At 60.0% G+C, this 18,427-nt stretch carries 16 protein-coding genes; 13 read left to right on the top strand and 3 right to left on the bottom strand.

Annotated elements, in window-relative coordinates; genetic code table 11:
* Positions 1-28 precede the first annotated feature (28 nt).
* The 5 genes from tdcA (at position 29) to pflB (ending at position 6,967) form a co-directional block, all read left to right on the top strand.
* Positions 29-967, top strand: a complete 939-nt coding sequence (gene tdcA, locus ABLX76_RS04580; RefSeq protein WP_348874089.1) for a transcriptional regulator TdcA — start codon at positions 29-31, stop codon at positions 965-967.
* Positions 968-1,060: 93 nt separating this feature from the next.
* Complete coding sequence (tdcB, locus tag ABLX76_RS04575) at positions 1,061-2,050, top strand: bifunctional threonine ammonia-lyase/L-serine ammonia-lyase TdcB (protein WP_065881209.1); 990 nt, start codon at positions 1,061-1,063, stop codon at positions 2,048-2,050.
* Between the two features lie 25 nt (positions 2,051-2,075).
* A complete protein-coding gene (tdcC, locus tag ABLX76_RS04570; RefSeq protein ID WP_032453337.1) occupies positions 2,076-3,407 on the top strand; it encodes a threonine/serine transporter TdcC in 1,332 nt (443 codons plus the stop codon).
* A gap of 27 nt (positions 3,408-3,434) precedes the next feature.
* Entirely contained in the window at positions 3,435-4,643 is a 1,209-nt protein-coding gene (tdcD, locus tag ABLX76_RS04565) for a propionate kinase (RefSeq protein WP_032453336.1), read from the top strand.
* Positions 4,644-4,672: 29 nt separating this feature from the next.
* On the top strand, positions 4,673-6,967 hold the full coding sequence (gene pflB, locus ABLX76_RS04560; RefSeq protein ID WP_348874214.1) for a formate C-acetyltransferase: 2,295 nt from the start codon (positions 4,673-4,675) through the stop codon (positions 6,965-6,967).
* Positions 6,968-7,018: 51 nt separating this feature from the next.
* Here the strand turns inward: pflB and ABLX76_RS04555 are convergent, their stop codons facing one another.
* On the bottom strand, positions 7,019-7,165 hold the full coding sequence (locus tag ABLX76_RS04555) for a hypothetical protein (protein WP_004225356.1): 147 nt from the start codon (positions 7,163-7,165) through the stop codon (positions 7,019-7,021).
* Between the two features lie 289 nt (positions 7,166-7,454).
* On the opposite strand from ABLX76_RS04555, the gene ABLX76_RS04550 reads away from it, so the two are divergent.
* The 5 genes from ABLX76_RS04550 (at position 7,455) to ABLX76_RS04530 (ending at position 12,421) form a co-directional block, all read left to right on the top strand.
* Positions 7,455-8,513 carry a branched-chain amino acid ABC transporter substrate-binding protein gene (locus ABLX76_RS04550; RefSeq protein WP_348874212.1) on the top strand — a complete coding sequence of 353 codons (1,059 nt, stop codon included), beginning with the start codon at positions 7,455-7,457 and terminating at the stop codon, positions 8,511-8,513.
* 109 nt (positions 8,514-8,622) lie between these two features.
* Positions 8,623-9,537, top strand: coding sequence for a branched-chain amino acid ABC transporter permease (locus ABLX76_RS04545; RefSeq protein WP_023290184.1), 915 nt, complete (start codon positions 8,623-8,625; stop codon positions 9,535-9,537).
* Positions 9,538-9,546: 9 nt separating this feature from the next.
* Positions 9,547-10,833 carry a high-affinity branched-chain amino acid ABC transporter permease LivM gene (livM, locus tag ABLX76_RS04540; RefSeq protein ID WP_023290183.1) on the top strand — a complete coding sequence of 429 codons (1,287 nt, stop codon included), beginning with the start codon at positions 9,547-9,549 and terminating at the stop codon, positions 10,831-10,833.
* On the top strand, positions 10,830-11,705 hold the full coding sequence (locus ABLX76_RS04535; protein ID WP_072420770.1) for an ATP-binding cassette domain-containing protein: 876 nt from the start codon (positions 10,830-10,832) through the stop codon (positions 11,703-11,705). The genes livM and ABLX76_RS04535 overlap by 4 nt, the downstream gene beginning before the upstream one ends.
* Positions 11,702-12,421, top strand: coding sequence for an ABC transporter ATP-binding protein (locus ABLX76_RS04530; RefSeq protein ID WP_023290181.1), 720 nt, complete (start codon positions 11,702-11,704; stop codon positions 12,419-12,421). The genes ABLX76_RS04535 and ABLX76_RS04530 overlap by 4 nt, the downstream gene beginning before the upstream one ends.
* A gap of 5 nt (positions 12,422-12,426) precedes the next feature.
* Here ABLX76_RS04530 and ABLX76_RS04525 read toward each other — a convergent pair whose 3' ends face one another.
* On the bottom strand, positions 12,427-13,320 hold the full coding sequence (locus ABLX76_RS04525) for a LysR substrate-binding domain-containing protein (protein ID WP_023290180.1): 894 nt from the start codon (positions 13,318-13,320) through the stop codon (positions 12,427-12,429).
* A 283-nt stretch (positions 13,321-13,603) separates the two neighbouring features.
* On the opposite strand from ABLX76_RS04525, the gene pckA reads away from it, so the two are divergent.
* A complete protein-coding gene (gene pckA, locus ABLX76_RS04520; RefSeq protein WP_348874086.1) occupies positions 13,604-15,247 on the top strand; it encodes a phosphoenolpyruvate carboxykinase (ATP) in 1,644 nt (547 codons plus the stop codon).
* Positions 15,248-15,288: 41 nt separating this feature from the next.
* On the opposite strand, the gene ABLX76_RS04515 is transcribed toward pckA, so the two are convergent.
* Positions 15,289-15,765, bottom strand: coding sequence for a GNAT family N-acetyltransferase (locus ABLX76_RS04515; protein ID WP_004203250.1), 477 nt, complete (start codon positions 15,763-15,765; stop codon positions 15,289-15,291).
* Positions 15,766-15,864: 99 nt separating this feature from the next.
* Between ABLX76_RS04515 and ABLX76_RS04510 the strand changes: the two genes are divergently transcribed.
* A complete protein-coding gene (locus tag ABLX76_RS04510; protein ID WP_348874084.1) occupies positions 15,865-16,797 on the top strand; it encodes a LysR family transcriptional regulator in 933 nt (310 codons plus the stop codon).
* 333 nt (positions 16,798-17,130) lie between these two features.
* Positions 17,131-18,426, top strand: a complete 1,296-nt coding sequence (locus ABLX76_RS04505; protein WP_044523912.1) for an MFS transporter — start codon at positions 17,131-17,133, stop codon at positions 18,424-18,426.
* The last annotated feature ends 1 nt before the right edge of the window (position 18,427 follow it).

Below are 18,427 nucleotides of genomic sequence, written 5' to 3'. Positions count from 1 at the left end.
GTCAACAAAGGAATGAAAGCGAGACGTGATGAATAATTTTTCTCTGCCTAAAACTCAGCATCTGGTGGTTTTCCAGGAAGTGATCCGCAGCGGGTCTATCGGGGCCGGAGCAAAAGCGTTAGGGCTCACACAGCCGGCGGTCAGTAAAATCATTAGCGACATGGAAAGCTATTTTGGCAGCGAATTAATCGTACGGCGAAATACCGGCGTCTCGCTCACCGAGGCCGGGCAGGTATTTCTGAACTGGTCAGAGGCGATCACCCGTGAAATGAAAAATATGGTCAATGAAATGAATGCGTTGACCAACAGCACGGTGGTGGATGTCTCCTTTGGTTTTCCCTCGCTGGTGGGGTTTACCTTTATGTCGGAGATGGTGCATCAGTTCAAAATGACCTTCCCTAAGGCGCGGGTATCGATGTATGAGGCGCAGCTCTCTGCCTTCTTGCCGGCGATCCGCGACGGGCGCCTCGACTTCGCCATCGGGACGCTGAGCGATGAGATGAAGCTGCAGGACCTGCACGTCGAGCCGCTGTTTGAGTCTGAGTTTGTGCTGGTGGCGAACCGGGCGCGGATCGGCAACGGCACCGTCCGCCTGGCCTCGCTCCAGCACGAGCAGTGGGTGCTGCCGGAGACCAATATGGGCTACTACAGCGAACTGCTGACCACCCTACAGCGCAGCGGCATCCGCCGTGAAAATATCGTCAATACCGATTCGGTGGTGACGATCTATAACCTGGTGCTCAATGCCGATTTTTTGACGGTCATTCCCTGCGACATGACCACGCCGTTCGGCTCGAGCCAGTTTGTCACCATCCCCATTAAAGAGGCCTTGCCGGTGGCGCGCTATGCGGCGGTGTGGTCGAAAAATTACCGGCTGAAAACCGCGGCGGCGTCGCTGGTGGAGATGGCGAAACAGTATTCATCGGGGCAGGGCAACCGCCACTGGCAGCCAATAGAAATTGCCTGACTGATATTGATTAAATAATCCAACAACCATCCTCGCTGTTGTCAGCAGGATGACGCCCGGTCATTGACTTTATATTAAGATACAGAGGCCATAATGCATATTACCTACGATCTTCCGGTATCCATTGACGATATTCTCGAAGCGAAGCAACGCCTGGCAGGAAAAATATATAAAACGGGTATGCCGCGGTCGAATTATTTTAGCGAACGCTGCAAGGGTGAAATATTTCTTAAATTCGAAAATATGCAGCGCACGGGTTCATTTAAAATTCGCGGCGCCTTTAATAAGCTCTGCGGCTTATCCGCAGCGGAAAAACGCAAAGGGGTGGTGGCCTGCTCAGCGGGCAACCACGCCCAGGGCGTCTCGCTCTCCTGCGCCATGCTCGGCATTGACGGGAAAGTGGTGATGCCGAAAGGGGCGCCGAAATCGAAAGTCGCCGCCACCTGCGATTATTCGGCGGAGGTGGTGCTGCATGGCGATAATTTTAACGATACCCTCGCCAAAGCCAGCGATATTGTTGAACTTGAAGGCCGTATCTTTATTCCCCCCTATGACGATCCCCAGGTTATTGCCGGGCAGGGCACCATCGGTCTCGAAATATTAGAAGATCTGTATGACGTGGATAATGTCATTGTGCCGATTGGCGGCGGGGGCTTAATTGCCGGCATCGCGATTGCGATTAAATCTATTAACCCGACGATTCGGATTATCGGCGTGCAGTCGGAGAATGTTCACGGCATGGCCGCCTCCTGGTACGCCGGAGAGATCACCAGCCATCGCCACGCCGGCACCTTAGCCGATGGCTGCGATGTCGCCCGCCCGGGAAAACTGACCTATGAAATCGCCCGCCAGCTGGTGGATGACATCGTCCTCGTCAGCGAGGACGACATTCGCCAGAGCATGGTCGCCTTAATTCAGCGCAATAAAGTGATCACCGAAGGGGCCGGAGCGTTGGCCTGCGCCGCGTTATTAAGCGGCAAATTAGACAGCTATATCCAGAACCGCAAAACGGTCAGCCTGATTTCCGGCGGCAATATCGATCTCTCGCGGGTATCGCAAATTACCGGTTTTGTTGACGCTTAATTCAATACATAAGTGAGGACAGGATATGAGTACGACTGAGAGCATTGCATCCAGCCAGACAAGCCTTTCGTCCTGGCGTAAATCCGACACCACCTGGACCCTGGGCCTGTTTGGCACCGCCATCGGCGCCGGGGTGCTGTTTTTCCCCATCCGCGCCGGCTTCGGCGGGCTGATCCCGATCCTGGTGATGCTGGTGCTGGCCTATCCCATCGCCTTCTATTGCCACCGGGCGCTGGCGCGGCTGTGCCTGTCGGGGGCTAACCCCTCCGGCAATATCACCGAAACGGTGGAAGAGCATTTTGGCAAAACCGGCGGGGTGGTGATCACCTTTCTGTACTTCTTCGCCATCTGCCCGCTGCTGTGGATTTATGGCGTGACGATCACCAATACCTTCATGACCTTCTGGGAGAACCAGCTGCAGATGCCGGCCCTCAACCGCGGAGTGGTGGCGCTGCTGCTGCTGCTGCTGATGGCGTTTGTCATCTGGTTTGGCAAAGACCTGATGGTCAAGGTGATGAGCTATCTGGTGTGGCCGTTTATCGCCAGCCTGGTGGTGATCTCCCTGTCTCTGATCCCTTACTGGAATAGCGCGGTGATTGATCAGGTGAACCTCAGCGATATCGCCTTAACCGGTCACGACGGCATTCTGGTGACAGTGTGGCTGGGCATCTCCATTATGGTGTTCTCCTTTAACTTCTCGCCGATCGTCTCCTCGTTTGTGGTCTCCAAACGCGAAGAGTATGAAGCGCAGTTTGGCCGGGAGTATACCGAACACAAATGCTCTCAGATCATCTCCCGGGCCAGCATGCTGATGGTGGCGGTGGTGATGTTCTTCGCCTTCAGCTGCCTGTTTACCCTCTCGCCGCAGAACATGGCGGACGCCAAGGCGCAGAATATCCCGGTGCTCTCCTATCTGGCGAACCACTTTGCCTCGATGTCGGGCGCCAAATCCACCTTTGCCACCCTGCTGGAGTATGGCGCGTCGATCATCGCCCTGGTGGCCATCTTCAAATCGTTCTTCGGCCACTATCTTGGCACCCTGGAGGGGCTGAACGGTTTGATCCTGCGCTTCGGCTATAAAGGGGATAAAACCCGGGTCTCCAGCGGCAAGCTCAATACCCTGAGCATGGTGTTCATCATGGGCTCGACCTGGGTGGTGGCCTATGCCAACCCCAATATCCTCGACCTGATTGAGGCCATGGGCGCGCCGATTATCGCCTCGCTGCTGTGCCTGCTGCCGATGTACGCCATTCGTAAAGCGCCTTCGCTGGCCAAATACCGTGGCCGTCTCGATAACCTCTTTGTGACCGCCATTGGTCTGCTGACCATCCTCAATATCGTTTACAAACTGTTCTAATCCGGCTCAGGCCACGCGGAGTACAACATGACTGAATTTCCGGTAGTGCTGGTGATCAACTGCGGCTCGTCGTCGATCAAATTTTCCGTGCTGGACGCGGCCAGCTGCGACTGCCTGCTCAACGGCGTAGCCGAGGGCATCAACGCGGACCAGGCGTCTCTCTCGCTCAACGGCGGCGAGCCGGTGGCGCTGGCGCCGCGCGGCTACGAAGGCGCCCTGCAGGCGATTGCCGGGGCATTAGCCCAACGCGATCTTATCGACAGCGTGGCCCTGATTGGCCACCGCGTCGCCCACGGCGGCGACCTCTTCACCGAGTCGGTCATTATCAGCGAGGAGGTTATCGACAATATTCGCCAGGTATCGTCCCTGGCCCCGCTGCATAACTACGCCAGCCTTAGCGGCATCGCCTCGGCGCAGCGGCTGTTCCCGGGGGTCATGCAGGTGGCGGTCTTTGATACCAGCTTTCACCAGACCCTGGCCCCGGAAGCCTTTCTCTATGGCCTGCCGTGGGAGTATTACCAGAACCTCGGGGTGCGCCGCTATGGCTTCCACGGCACCTCCCACCGCTATGTCTCCCGGCGCGCCCTGGCGCTGCTCGGGTTGCCGGAGCAGGAGAGCGGCCTGGTGATCGCCCACCTGGGCAATGGCGCCTCGATCTGCGCGGTGCGCAACGGCCGCAGCGTGGACACCTCGATGGGGATGACGCCCCTGGAGGGGCTGATGATGGGCACCCGCAGCGGCGATGTCGACTTCGGCGCCATGGCGTGGATTGCCGCGGAAACCCGGCAGACCCTCAGCGACCTGGAGCGGGTGGCCAACACCGCTTCCGGCCTGCTGGGGATCTCCGGCCTTTCCTCTGACCTGCGGGTACTGGAGCAGGCCTGGCATGAGGGCCATGCCCGCGCCCGCCTGGCGATCAAAACCTTCGTCCATCGCATCGCCCGCCATATCGCCGGCCACGCCGCCGCGCTGCAGCGTCTCGACGGCATTATTTTCACCGGCGGGATTGGCGAAAACTCGGTGCTGATCCGTCGGCTGGTGAGCGAGCGGCTGGCGGTCTTTGGCCTTGAGATGGACGCCGCCCGCAACCAGCAGCCTAATTCGGCGGGCGAGCGCCTGATCTCCGCCGACGGCAGCCGGGTGCGCTGTGCGGTTATCCCCACCAATGAAGAGCGCATGATTGCCCTCGATGCGATCCGCTTAGGCCGGATCCACACCGCGGCGGCGCTGGCCTGATTTTTTTATTCTGTAGAGAGACGATGCTCATGAAAGTAGATATCGACACCCACGACGCACGATACGCCGACGCCTGGCAGGGCTTTCGTGGTACGGCGTGGCAAACGCAGATTAACGTTCGCGACTTTATTCAGCATAACTACACCCCTTACGAGGGCGATGAGTCCTTCCTCGCCGACGCGACGCCGGCCACCACCGCCCTCTGGGAGCAGGTAATGGCCGGGATCCGCGTCGAGAACGCCACCCATGCGCCGGTGGATTTCGACACCAATGTCGCCACCAGCATCACCGCCCACGCGGCGGGCTATATCAACCAGCCGCTGGAAAAGATCGTCGGCCTGCAAACGGACCGGCCGCTGAAGCGCGCCCTGCATCCCTTTGGCGGGATCAATATGATCAAAAGCGCCTTCGAGGCCTATGGCCGCGAAATGGACCCCGATTTTGAGTATCAGTTTACGGCGCTGCGCAAGACCCACAATCAGGGCGTATTTGACGTCTATTCCCCGGATATGCTGCGCTGTCGTAAGTCCGGGGTGCTGACCGGGCTGCCGGACGGCTACGGTCGCGGACGGATCATCGGCGATTACCGCCGCGTGGCGCTGTACGGCATTCGCTATCTGGTCCGCGAACGTGAGCTGCAGTTTGCCGACCTGCAGCCGGCCCTTGAACGCGGCGAGGCGCTGGAGGCCACCCTGCGCCTGCGCGAAGAGCTGGCCGAACAGCGGCGCGCGCTGCAGCAGATGCAGGAGATGGCGGCCCGTTACGGCTGCGATATCTCCCACCCGGCGCGCACCGCCCGGGAGGCGGTGCAGTGGCTCTACTTCGCCTACCTGGCGGCGGTGAAGTCGCAGAACGGCGGCGCCATGTCGCTGGGACGCACGGCCACCTTCCTTGACATCTATATTGAACGCGATCTGCGCGCCGGTTTACTCAATGAGGAGCAGGCCCAGGAGCTGATTGACCACTTCATCATGAAGATCCGCATGGTGCGTTTCCTGCGTACCCCGGAATTTGACTCGCTGTTCTCCGGGGATCCCATCTGGGCGACGGAAGTCCTGGGCGGTATGGGGCTGGATGGCCGCACCCTGGTCAGTAAAACCACCTTCCGTTACCTGCATACTCTGCACACCATGGGGCCGGCGCCGGAGCCGAACCTGACCGTGCTCTGGTCGCAGGCGCTGCCGGTGGCGTTTAAAAAATACGCCGCCCGGATCTCTATCGCCACCTCGTCGCTGCAGTATGAGAACGACGATCTTATGCGCAGCGATTTTCACAGCGACGACTACGCCATCGCCTGCTGCGTCAGCCCGATGGTGATCGGCAAGCAGATGCAGTTCTTCGGCGCCCGCGCCAATCTCGCCAAAACGCTGCTCTACGCGATTAACGGCGGGGTGGATGAGAAACTGAAGATCCAGGTGGGGCCGAAAACCGCGCCGCTGCGCGATGAGGTACTGGACTACGACAGCGTGATGGCCAGCCTCGACCACTTTATGGACTGGCTGGCGGTGCAGTACATCAGCGCGCTGAACATCATCCACTGCATGCATGATAAGTACAGTTACGAAGCGGCGCTGATGGCTCTGCACGACCGCGACGTCTACCGCACGATGGCCTGCGGCATCGCCGGCCTGTCGGTGGCGGCGGATTCGCTGTCGGCGATAAAGTACGCCCGGGTGAAGCCGGTGCGCGACCATCACGGGCTGGCGGTGGACTTTGTCATTGAGGGGGATTATCCGCAATATGGCAACAACGACGATCGCGTCGATGCCATCGCCTGCGACCTGGTGGAGCGCTTTATGCGCAAAATCCATGCGCTGCCCACCTGGCGCCAGGCGGTGCCGACCCAGTCGATCCTGACCATTACCTCCAACGTGGTGTACGGGCAGAAAACCGGCAACACGCCGGACGGACGTCGGGCGGGGACGCCGTTCGCCCCGGGGGCCAATCCGATGCATGGCCGCGACCGCAAAGGGGCGGTGGCGTCGCTGACCTCGGTGGCGAAACTGCCGTTTACCTACGCCAAAGATGGCATCTCGTACACCTTCTCCATCGTGCCGGCGGCCCTCGGCAAAGCGCCGTCGGCGCAGGAAAACAACCTGGTGGGGCTGCTGGACGGCTACTTCCATCACGAGGAGACGGTGGAGGGGGGACAGCACCTCAACGTCAATGTACTGAACCGGGAAAAGCTGCTCGATGCGATAGAACATCCGGAGCAGTATCCGAATCTGACGATCCGCGTCTCCGGCTATGCGGTCCGCTTTAACGCGCTAACCCGCGAGCAGCAACAGGATGTGATCTCGCGAACGTTCACCAGCCAGCTCTGAGCGGCCGCCGGGCCACAGGGGAGCCCTTAACGGGCTCTCCTGTTATCATCTTCACATTACCGCAACAAAATAATCACCACTGTTGATCATATTCGCATTTTTGCACCACGCTGGCGCGCAGCGACCGCTAACTGCATCTATGTTTAGCTCACGGGCCGGTACGGATACCGCGTTGTCCGGCTCGCCACGTGATGGCAACCGATCTCCTGACCTGAAAGGGAATGCGCCCTTGCCGGATGCGGCACGGGTTGTCGTCGCGTGCGCACCGACCGGGGCGTCCGCTCTCCGGCGCGATCTCTCTACCTGGCGGGATTTTTGCTTCTTCCACCCTGGCCGTCCTGGCGCTGCGCCTGCGTCGGTACCACACGGTAAGTGATATTTTCTGCGTCATTCCATGACGCCAGGCTCTAAATCGCTGAGGAATATCCGAATGTCTTTGAAACTGAAAACAATGACGCTTCATGTTGTGATAGCAGGTTGTATGAGCATGGCCTTTTACGCCCAGGCTGACGTAAAGATCGGCGTCGCCGGGCCCTTCACCGGCCCCAACGCTACCTACGGCGCCCAGTACTGGAAGGGGGCCTCGCAGGCGGTGGCTGATATCAATACCGCCGGCGGCATCAAAGGCGAAAAGATTGTGCTGGTGCAGGGGGATGACGCGTGCGAACCGAAACAGGCGGTAGCGGTGGCCAACCGGCTGGTGGACGAAGCGAAAGTCTCCGCCGTGGTGGGGCACTTTTGCTCTTCCTCAACGATGCCGGCCTCCGAGGTGTATGACGAAGCCGGGATTCTGACCATTACCCCCGGCTCCACCAATCCGCAGATCACCGAGCGCGGCATGAAGGATCTCTTCCGCATGTGCGGCCGCGACGATCAGCAGGGGGCGATTGCCGCCAACTATATGCTGGACGTGCTGAAGGCGAAGAAAATTGCCGTCATCCACGATAAAGACACCTATGGCCAGGGGCTGGCCGATGCCACCCGCGCGGCGCTGGCGAAGCGGGGCACCAAAGAAGTGTTGTACGAAGGCCTCTCCCGCGGTGAAAAAGACTTTAACGCCCTGGTGACCAAGATCGGCGCCCTCAAGCCGGACGTGGTCTATTTTGGCGGCTGCCACCCTGAGGCGGGCCCGCTGGTGCGCCAGATGCGCGAGCAGGGAGTGCAGGCGAAATTCTTCTCCGGCGACTGTATTGTCACCGAGGAGCTGGTGACGGCCGCCGGCGGGCCGCAGTTCACCAACGGCGTACTGATGACCTTTGGTCAGGACCCGCGCACCCTCCCGGAAGGCAAAGCGGTGATCGAGAAGTTCCGCGCCAGCGGCTTTGAGCCGGAAGGCTATACCCTCTACGCCTACGCCTCCATTCAGGCTATCGCCGCCGCCTGGAACGCCGTCGGCACCGATAACGCCAAAGCCAGCGACTGGCTGAAGAGCCACGACGTCGAGACGGTGATGGGCAAAAAAGGCTGGGATGGCAAAGGCGACCTCAAGGTGTCGGACTATGTGGTCTATCAGTGGGACGACAAGGGCAAATATCACCAGCTCTGATCGGCGACCACCCAGGAACTATCCGTTGTTTTGATTGGCTAATCGTCTCACGACGGCGGTCGACCGGGTACCGATCCCGACGGCCGTCGGCCGGGCGGCTGGAGGGGCTATGACGGCGTTTTTTCTGCAACAACTGATCAATGGGCTGACGCTGGGCGCGGTGTACGGCTTAATCGCCATCGGCTACACCATGGTGTATGGGATCATCGGCATGATCAACTTCGCCCACGGCGAGGTGTATATGGTCTCCGCCTACCTGTGCGCCATCGGCCTGGCGCTGCTCTCCTTCTTCGGGATCCATTCGTTTCCGCTGCTGATTTTCGCCACCCTGGTATTCACCATTGTGGTCACCGGCGTGTACGGCTGGGCGATCGAGCGCATCGCCTACCGGCCGCTGCGCAACTCGACGCGCCTGGCGCCGCTGATCTCGGCTATTGGAATGTCGCTGATCCTGCAGAACTATGTTCAGCTGAGCCAGGGGCCAAACCAGCAGGGGATCCCGACGCTGCTCAGCGGCGCGCTGCGTATGACGGTGGGCGATGGGGTAGTGCAGATCACCTGGACCAAGGTGTTTATTCTCGTCGCCGCGCTGGTGGGGATGCTGATCCTGACCTGGATTATCCAGTACACCCGGCTGGGGCGCATCTGCCGCGCCACCCAGCAGGACCGGCGCATGGCGGCGATCCTCGGCATCAATACCGACCGGGTGATCTCCCTGGTGTTTGTCATCGGCGCGGCGATGGCCGGCCTGGCCGGGGTGCTGGTGACCATGAACTACGGCACCTTCGACTTCTACATCGGATTTATTATCGGCATCAAAGCCTTCACCGCCGCGGTGTTGGGCGGGATTGGCTCGCTGCCTGGCGCGATGCTGGGCGGACTGCTGCTCGGGGTGGCCGAGGCGCAGTTCGCCGGAATGGTGAATTCGGATTACAAAGACGTTTTTTCCTTTGCGCTGCTGGTGGCGATCCTGATTTTTCGCCCGCAGGGGCTGCTGGGTCGTCCGCTGGTGGCCAAGGTCTGAGGGGGCTCTATGGGTGAACTGACGCGCCAGCCTGCGCGGGATATCAAAAGCGCGCTGATCGACAGCGTGCTGGCCGGTCTTTGCGCGTTAATTGTCTTTGGCCCGATCGTCGGCGTGGTGCTCAAAGGCTATGGCTTTACCCTCGCGCCCGCGCGGGTGGCGATCCTGGTGGCGGTGGTGATGGCCGGCAGACTGGCGCTCAGCCTGCTGCTGCAGAGCCGGCGGGGCAAGGCCTTGGTTGCCCGCTTTGAGGGGGCGGATGACGGGGTGTACGTTCGGCCCCCGGGCTACCGCTCGCGGCTGCGCTGGATAATGCCGTTGCTGGTGGGCCTGGCTATCGCCTTTCCGTTTCTCGCCAGCAAATACCTGCTGACCGTGGCGATCCTCGGGCTGATCTACGTCCTGCTCGGTTTGGGGCTGAATATCGTGGTGGGTCTCGCGGGGCTGCTCGATCTGGGCTATGTGGCGTTCTATGCTATCGGCGCCTACGGCCTGGCGCTGGGCTATCAGTACCTGGGTCTCGGCTTCTGGGCGATGCTGCCGCTGGGGGCGGTGATGGCGGCCCTCGCCGGGGCGTTGCTGGGCTTTCCGGTGCTGCGCATGCACGGCGACTATCTGGCCATCGTCACCCTCGGCTTTGGCGAAATCATTCGCCTGGTGCTTAACAACTGGGTGAGCTTCACCGGCGGCCCCAACGGCGTCCCGGTGCCGTCCCCGACGCTGTTTGGCCTCGAATTTACCCGCCGGGCAAAGGATGGCGGTATCCCTATCCATGAATTCTTCCACGTCAGTTACAACCCCAACCTGAAATTCATCTTCCTCTACGCCGTGCTGTGCATGGTGGTGATACTGGTGCTGCTGGTGAAGCATCGCCTGACGCGGATGCCCATCGGCCGCGCCTGGGAGGCGCTGCGCGAGGATGAGATCGCCTGTCGGGCGATGGGGCTCAACCATGTGCTGGTTAAGCTCTCGGCGTTCATGCTCGGCGCGTCGACCGCCGGCATCGCCGGAGTGTTCTTCGCCAGCTATCAGGGATTTGTTAATCCGACGTCGTTCACCTTTTTTGAGTCGGCGCTGATCCTGGCGATTGTGGTGCTGGGGGGAATGGGCTCCACCCTTGGGGTGGTGCTGGCGGCGTTTGTCCTGACGGTCACCCCGGAGCTGCTGCGCGGGTTTGACGAATATCGCGTGCTGCTGTTTGGCGTCCTGATGGTGCTGATGATGATCTGGCGGCCGCGCGGCCTGGTGCGCACCAGCCGCAGCGGGGTCGCGTTGCGAAAAGGAGTCGCGCCATGAGCGACAGCATCTTACGCGTTGAGCATCTGATGATGCATTTCGGCGGCATCAAAGCGCTGAATGACGTCAATCTGGAGGTGGAGCGGGGGTCGATCACCGCCCTGATCGGCCCCAACGGCGCGGGCAAAACCACGGTATTTAACTGCCTGACCGGCTTTTACCGGGCGACGGGGGGGAGTATCGTGCTACGGGCGCGGGAAAAGGTCACCGATGTCATTCAGGTGCTGGGGCAAAAGCTTCACCCGGACGATTTCCTCCACCCGGCGCAGCTGGGGCGGCGGATCTATTACAAGATGTTCGGCGGCACCCATCTGGTGAACCGCGCCGGTCTGGCCCGCACCTTCCAGAATATTCGCCTGTTCCGCGAGATGTCGGTGATTGAGAACCTGCTGGTGGCCCAGCATACCCAGGTCAACCGCCATCTGCTGGCCGGGATCCTCAACACCCGCAGCTATCGGCAGGCGGAAAGTCAGGCGCTGGATCGCGCGTTTTACTGGCTGGAGGTGGTGGAGATGGTGGACTGCGCCAACCGTCTGGCGGGAACGCTTTCCTACGGACAGCAGCGGCGGCTGGAGATCGCCCGCGCCATGTGCACCCGTCCGGAGATGATCTGTCTGGACGAGCCGGCGGCCGGACTCAACCCGGTCGAAACCCAGGCGCTGAGCCGGATCATCCGCTTTCTGCGCCAGCAGCACGGCATCACGGTGCTATTGATCGAACATGATATGGGGATGGTGATGGAGATTTCGGATCATATCATCGTCCTCGATCACGGGGACGTCATCGCGCGTGGCGCGCCGCAGGCGATTCAGGCCAACGCCAGCGTGATTGCCGCCTATCTTGGCGCTGAGGAAGAGGAGACGCGCCGATGAGCCAGCCACTGCTTGCCTTTGATGAGGTGGATGTCTTCTACGGGCCGATCCAGGCCCTGAAGCAGGTCTCCCTGACCGTCAACGAGGGGGAGACGGTGGCGCTGATCGGCGCCAACGGCGCGGGTAAATCGACGCTGTTGATGTCGGTCTTCGGGCAGCCGCGTATTGCCGGCGGGGAGATTTTCTATCGCGGGGAGGCGATCAGCCGGAAATCGACCCACTTTATCGCCAGCAACGGCATCGCCCAGGCCCCGGAAGGGCGGCGCATCTTTCCCGATATGACCGTCGAGGAGAATCTGCTGATGGGGACCATTGCCATTGGCAACCGCTATCAGGCCGAGGACAAGGCCCGGATGTACCAGCTGTTCCCCCGGCTGGAAGAGCGGCGGGGACAGCGGGCGATGACCCTCTCCGGCGGCGAACAGCAGATGCTGGCCATCGCCAGGGCGCTGATGAGCCGGCCGCGCCTGCTGCTGCTGGATGAGCCGAGCCTGGGACTGGCGCCGCTGGTGGTGAAGCAGATATTTCAGATCCTGCGCGAGCTGACGGCCCAGGGGATGACGCTGTTTCTGGTGGAGCAGAACGCCCGCCATGCCCTCAACCTGTCGGACCGCGCCTACGTGATGGTGAACGGCCAGATCCGCCTGAGCGGTAGCGGCCAGGCGCTGCTCAACGACCCGGAGGTGCGTAAGGCGTATCTGGGGATCAGCGGCTGAGAGGGTTAATCCCGCGGTTGGTTACGGGTTTTAATGTGCTGCCAGAAACGTTCGGCGGCCTGGTTAAGCCGCGAGCCGGAGCGGTAGAGCCAGGCGCCGATCGGCAGCGACAGGCTCTCATCGAGGATCGTCAGTCGGCCTTCGTCCAGCTCGCGCTGAATGGAGTACTGCGGCAACCAGCCCACGCCGTCGCCATTGAGGATCATGCGCTTGAGCAGTTCGCTCATGGAAGAGACAAAGGTGAGGGAGAAGGTGATCTCCGGCGTGCGGTCGATGACCTGGTTCACCTGGCGCCCCATATAGCTGTCGTTGGCGTATTTCATCAGCGGCAGCACGCCGCGATGTAAATGAAACAGCGGCCGGCCATGTTCGTCGCAGGGGGAGACCAGGTGCAGGTAAGAATCAAAAATTTTATGATTAATAAACGGATAGTTCATTAATTCTTCATTATAGAAGGAGAGGATAAAATCGCTTTTACCCTCTTTCAGGTTAAATACGGCGTCGTTGACGTTAATCGATTCAACATGAAAAGTCTTATTTTTACGGTCGGTGTAACCGGCGATAATTTCCGGCAGCAATAACACCGACAGCGACGGGGCGGCGTCGATTCTTATTTTTTGCGTGGTGTTATTTAAACCTTTAATTCGGCTGATCTGAAAATCCATGTCGTCGAGCATATTTCGCGCATAGCCGACAAAAATTTTCCCGCGGTTGGTCAACTGCAGGGGGTTGGCGCTGCGGTCGAAGATGCTGAATCCGAGGGAAGCCTCCAGCGACTGGATGCGTCGGCTGAACGAGGACTGGGAGATATTGCGGGCTTTGGCCGCCAGGGTAAAGCTGCGTGACTCCTCGAGAGCAATCACATCATACAGCCATTTAACTTCCAGATTTGCCAACACCGATCCAGTCCTCAAAAACGCAATAAAGGCTATGCAATTTTAGCATAGCGCATAGAAACTATGCAATTAACATAATTATCGACAGGTGTTAACATTTTTTGGAAAGTTGAGATTTAAGAATGCGTATCGGCGACCCTACATGAGCACGATATGAAATCGCGACTCACGGTTATTTATTGCTTTATTTCATTGCCCAGGATTTTTCTTATTAAATAGCTGGCGACGATGACGAAAGCAATGAATAACCCAGGCATCTTACCTTAAATAGTTTGTCAGGAGTTCCATGTCACAACAAATTGAATCAGTAAAAATGGCTCTGCAGGAGCTGGGGATTAATGCAAGCGGCGAATTGTTTTACAACCCTGATTACGATTTGCTTATTGCACATGAAACCGCTCCTGAGCTGACCGGCGCGGCCCGCGGCGTAATGACCGACTCTGGCGCTGTGGCAGTGGATACCGGCATCTTCACCGGCCGCTCGCCGCGCGATAAATATATCGTCAGAGACGAGCAGACGCGCGACACCGTATGGTGGGCTGACTCCGGCCTCGGCCGCAATGATAATAAGCCGTTATCGCCAGAAGTGTGGCGCAGCCTGAAAAGCCTGGTCGCAGGCCAGCTGAGCGGCAAAAAACTGTACATCATCGACGCCTGGTGCGGCGCCAGCCCGGACACCCGCCTTGGCGTGCGCTTCGTCACCGAGGTGGCGTGGCAGGCCCACTTTGTCAAAAACATGTTTATCGTGCCGAGCGCCGACGAGCTGGCCAGCTTTATCCCGGACTTCGTGGTGCTCAACGGCGCCGGCTGCACCAATGCCAACTGGCAGGCGCAGGGCATGAACTCCGAGAACTTCGTCGCCTTTAACCTGAGCGAGCGTATTCAGCTCATCGGCGGCACCTGGTACGGCGGCGAAATGAAAAAAGGGCTGTTCTCGGTCATGAACTACCTGCTGCCGCAGAAAGGCATCGCGTCGATGCACTGCTCGGCCAACCGCGGCGAAGCAGGGGACGTCGCGCTGTTCTTCGGCCTCTCCGGTACCGGCAAAACCACGCTGTCCACCGATCCGCATCGTCAACTGATTGGCGATGACGAGCACGGCTGGGACGATGATGGGGTGTTTAACTTCGAAGGCGGCTGCTACGCCAAGACCATCAATCTCGACCCGCAGGCGGAGCCGGAGATTTATGGCGCCATCCGCCGCAATGCGCTGCTGGAAAACGTGGTGGTGCGCGCCGACGGCAGCGTGGATTACGCCGACGGCAGCAAAACCGAGAACACCCGCGTCTCCTATCCGCTGTCGCATATCGACAATATCGTCAAGCCGGTGTCCCGGGCGGGCCATCCGTCGAAGGTGATTTTCCTTGCCGCAGACGCGTTTGGCGTCCTGCCGCCGGTCTCCCGTCTGACCACCGAGCAGATGCAGTACCATTTCCTGTCGGGCTTCACCTCGAAGCTGGCGGGCACCGAGCGCGGCATTACCCAGCCGACGCCGACCTTCTCCGCCTGCTACGGCGCGGCGTTCCTGCTGCTTCACCCGACCCAGTACGCCAGCGTACTGGCGGCGAAGATGGCAGAATCCGGTGCGGAAGCCTGGCTGGTCAACACCGGCTGGAACGGCGAGGGCAAACGCCTGTCGCTGCGCGATACCCGCAGCATCATCAGCGCGATCCTCAATGGCACCACCGGCCCGCTGCGCGATGAAGCGATCCCGGTGTTCAATCTTGCGATCCCGCAGAGCATTCCGGGCGTCGACAGCGCAGTGCTTGATCCGCGTAATGGCTGGAGCTCAGCGGATAAGTGGCAGGAGAAGGCGGAGAGTCTGGCTCAGCTGTTTATGGATAACTTTAAGCAGTACAGCGATACCGAAGCGGGCGCGCGTCTGGCGCTGGCCGGTCCGCAGCTGCAGAATAGCGCGGTCGAAGCCTGATCCGCGGCCAGCAGGTCCACCCCAGGCGCCGACCAGCCGCTTTACTCCGCAAAGGCCCGCAGCGCATCGCCAGTGAGGCGATAACGCACCCACTCATCCTGCGGCTGCGCGCCAATGCTCAGATAGAAATCAATCGCCGGCTGGTTCCAGTCGAGCACGCTCCACTCCAGACGCCCGCACTGACGCTGTACAGCATATTGCGCGATGGTTTTCAGCAGCGCTTTTCCGGCGCCGATCCCGCGATAGTCGGGGGTTACGTACAGATCCTCCATATAGATGCCGTTACGGCCAAGCCAGGTGGAGTAGCTGGTGAAGAACACGGCGTAGCCCACCGCTTTGCCCGCCACCTCGCAGATCAGCGCCTCGGTTTTGCTGCTGCTGGCAAACAGCGTCTCTCTGATCTCCTCTGCCGTCGTCACCACCTCTTCGGGGGCTTTCTCGTAGACCGCGAGTTCATAAATCATGTCATAAATAGCGGTGGCGTCGTCCGGGGTGGCCTGGCGGATCGTGATGCTCATGGGTCGTCCTGTCTGAATGGTATGAAGGAAAGCAAAATTGCTGACCCAGAGCATAAGCGGTATTGTGAAAAGAATTAAGTGCAATGAAATCAGCAAACGATGAATATTATGCATCCTGTCCTGCGCCGTATCGACCTCAACCTGCTGCCGGTCTTTGACGCGGTCTATCGCTCCCGCTCGGTGCGCCTGGCGGCAGAAGAGCTGGCGATGAGCACCTCGGCGCTGAGCCATGCGCTCTCCCGGCTGCGCAGCGCCCTCAACGACCCGCTGTTCTATCGGGAAGGTCACCGGATGTGTCCCAGCGTCTATGCCAGCCAGCTGGCGCCCTCTATCGCTTCGGCGCTGAAATTTCTCAATCAGGAGCTGACGCCGCCGGCGGCGTTTGTGCCGGCCGCCAGCACCGACTGCATGCAGATTGCGATCACCGATTTCACCGCGTTCTGCGTCTTTCCGACGCTGATGCACCACCTGCAGCGTGAGGCGCCCAGGCTGCGGTTTGAGCTCCGTTATCTGCCCCACAGCCCGGCGCTGACCGAGCTGCTGGCGGGGGAGGTCGATCTGGCTCTCGGGTTCAATACCCCTGACGAGCCAGCTCATCCCGATCTCGAGGAGATTAACTGGCTGCGGGACGAATATGTGGTTATCAGCCAGACCGACCGAACGGCGCTCACCCTGGACGCCTACCTTGCGGCCCGTCATCTGGTGGTGACCCCGTGGAATGAGCGGCAGGGGGTGCTGGACTGTGAGCTGGAGCGGCAGGGCTATTCGCGGCAGGTGGCGGTGAAAACGCCCTCGATGCTGAGCGCTCCCTTTATTATTGAGCAGAGCGATCTGCTGATGGCGCTGCCCCGGCGGGCGGCGGAGAAGATGGCTCGCGCCGCCCGGCTGGCCATTTTCCCGCTGCCGTTTCCGGTTCCCCCGTTTGACGTCAAGATTTACGCCCACAAACGCAGCGGGAAACGCGAGGCCACCCGCTGGCTGATCTCCCTGTTGCAGACGCTGGGGAACGCCGCCGCGGCGCCGGCGCCCTGAGGTCACGTCCGGATTATTAACATCTCGCCGCTCCGCGTCGCGTTAACCCTGCCGGGCCGGGTATGTCTTTTACCGCCCGGCGCCCGGGGCGCAGCGGCGTACCCTGGCCTCGGTCACAAAACGGAAAACTCACCTTTTCATCCCTGCCGCCGACGCTGATGACGCAGAGAGTGTTAAATGATTGTATATAAAAGTAATGTTAATTAGTTAAATGTTATTTATGCGTAAATTGCATCAATGGATGCGTTTATTACGCTTATTTCATTCCCGGTTCTGTTTCAGTCTTCAGCAACAGGCGCGCGACAACGCGTGGATAACAAACTGGAGACCTGCATGCATTCGACAACCTCACTGATGAGTACCCGTGACCGGCTCGGCGCCATTCTGCGCGTCACGTCCGGTAACTTTCTCGAACAGTTCGACTTTTTCCTGTTCGGGTTTTATGCCACCTACATCGCACATACCTTTTTTCCGGCGAGCAGTGAATTCGCCTCGCTGATGATGACCTTCGCGGTCTTTGGCGCCGGCTTTCTGATGCGGCCCATCGGCGCCATCGTGCTTGGCGCCTATATCGACAAGGTAGGGCGGCGCAAAGGGCTGATTGTGACCCTGTCGATCATGGCCACCGGCACCTTCCTGATCGTGCTGATCCCCTCTTACCAGGCCATTGGCCTGTGGGCGCCGCTGCTGGTGCTGATCGGCCGCCTGCTGCAGGGCTTCTCCGCCGGCGCTGAGCTGGGCGGGGTATCCGTCTATCTGGCCGAGATCGCCACCCCGGGCCGCAAAGGGTTTTACACCAGCTGGCAGTCGGGCAGCCAGCAGGTCGCCATTATGGTGGCGGCCGCGATGGGCTTTGCCCTCAACGCCGTGCTGGAGCAGAGCGCCATCAGCGACTGGGGCTGGCGTATTCCGTTCCTTTTCGGCTGCCTGATCGTCCCGTTCATTTTTGTGCTGCGCCGTAAGCTGGAGGAGACCCAGGAGTTTACTGCCCGCCGCCATCATCTGGCGATGCGCCAGGTATTCGCCACCCTGCTGGCGAACTGGCAGGTGGTCATCGCCGGGATGATGATGGTGGCGATGACCACCACCGCGTTCTATCTGATCACCGTCTATGCGCCGACCTTTGGCAAAAAAGTGCTGATGCTCAGCGCCTCGGACAGCCTGCTGGTCACGCTGCTGGTGGCGATTTCCAACTTCTTCTGGCTGCCGGTGGGCGGGGCGCTGTCCGACCGCTTTGGCCGCCGACCGGTGCTGATTGCCATGACCCTGCTGGCGCTGGCTACCGCATGGCCTGCGCTGACCATGCTGGCGAACGCGCCGAGCTTTTTGATGATGCTGAGCGTGCTGCTGTGGTTGTCCTTTATCTACGGCATGTACAACGGGGCGATGATCCCGGCGCTGACCGAAATTATGCCCGCCGAAGTGCGCGTGGCAGGCTTCTCGCTGGCCTATAGCCTGGCGACCGCGGTGTTTGGCGGCTTCACGCCGGTGATTTCCACGGCGCTGATTGAATATACCGGTGATAAAGCTTCCCCAGGCTACTGGATGAGCTTTGCCGCCGTCTGCGGCCTGCTGGCCACTTGCTACCTCTATCGCCGCAGCGCCGTTACGCTGCAGACGGCACGTTAAT

The organism is Klebsiella sp. JB_Kp004 (assembly GCF_040065795.1).
Taxonomy (GTDB): domain Bacteria; phylum Pseudomonadota; class Gammaproteobacteria; order Enterobacterales; family Enterobacteriaceae; genus Klebsiella; species Klebsiella quasipneumoniae.
This window is presented reverse-complemented; position numbering and strand designations above follow the sequence as displayed.

Excerpts from the sequence above, each read along its gene's own strand:
- tdcA (WP_348874089.1), top strand. The coding sequence starts at position 29 with ATGAATAATTTTTCTCTGCCTAAAACTCAGCATCTGGTGGTTTTCCAG.
- tdcB (WP_065881209.1), top strand. The coding sequence starts at position 1,061 with ATGCATATTACCTACGATCTTCCGGTATCCATTGACGATATTCTCGAA.
- tdcC (WP_032453337.1), top strand. The coding sequence starts at position 2,076 with ATGAGTACGACTGAGAGCATTGCATCCAGCCAGACAAGCCTTTCGTCC.
- tdcD (WP_032453336.1), top strand. The coding sequence starts at position 3,435 with ATGACTGAATTTCCGGTAGTGCTGGTGATCAACTGCGGCTCGTCGTCG.
- pflB (WP_348874214.1), top strand. The coding sequence starts at position 4,673 with ATGAAAGTAGATATCGACACCCACGACGCACGATACGCCGACGCCTGG.
- ABLX76_RS04550 (WP_348874212.1), top strand. The coding sequence starts at position 7,455 with ATGGCCTTTTACGCCCAGGCTGACGTAAAGATCGGCGTCGCCGGGCCC.
- ABLX76_RS04545 (WP_023290184.1), top strand. The coding sequence starts at position 8,623 with ATGACGGCGTTTTTTCTGCAACAACTGATCAATGGGCTGACGCTGGGC.
- livM (WP_023290183.1), top strand. The coding sequence starts at position 9,547 with ATGGGTGAACTGACGCGCCAGCCTGCGCGGGATATCAAAAGCGCGCTG.
- ABLX76_RS04535 (WP_072420770.1), top strand. The coding sequence starts at position 10,830 with ATGAGCGACAGCATCTTACGCGTTGAGCATCTGATGATGCATTTCGGC.
- ABLX76_RS04530 (WP_023290181.1), top strand. The coding sequence starts at position 11,702 with ATGAGCCAGCCACTGCTTGCCTTTGATGAGGTGGATGTCTTCTACGGG.
- pckA (WP_348874086.1), top strand. The coding sequence starts at position 13,604 with ATGTCACAACAAATTGAATCAGTAAAAATGGCTCTGCAGGAGCTGGGG.
- ABLX76_RS04515 (WP_004203250.1), bottom strand. The coding sequence starts at position 15,765 with ATGAGCATCACGATCCGCCAGGCCACCCCGGACGACGCCACCGCTATT.
- ABLX76_RS04510 (WP_348874084.1), top strand. The coding sequence starts at position 15,865 with ATGAATATTATGCATCCTGTCCTGCGCCGTATCGACCTCAACCTGCTG.
- ABLX76_RS04505 (WP_044523912.1), top strand. The coding sequence starts at position 17,131 with ATGCATTCGACAACCTCACTGATGAGTACCCGTGACCGGCTCGGCGCC.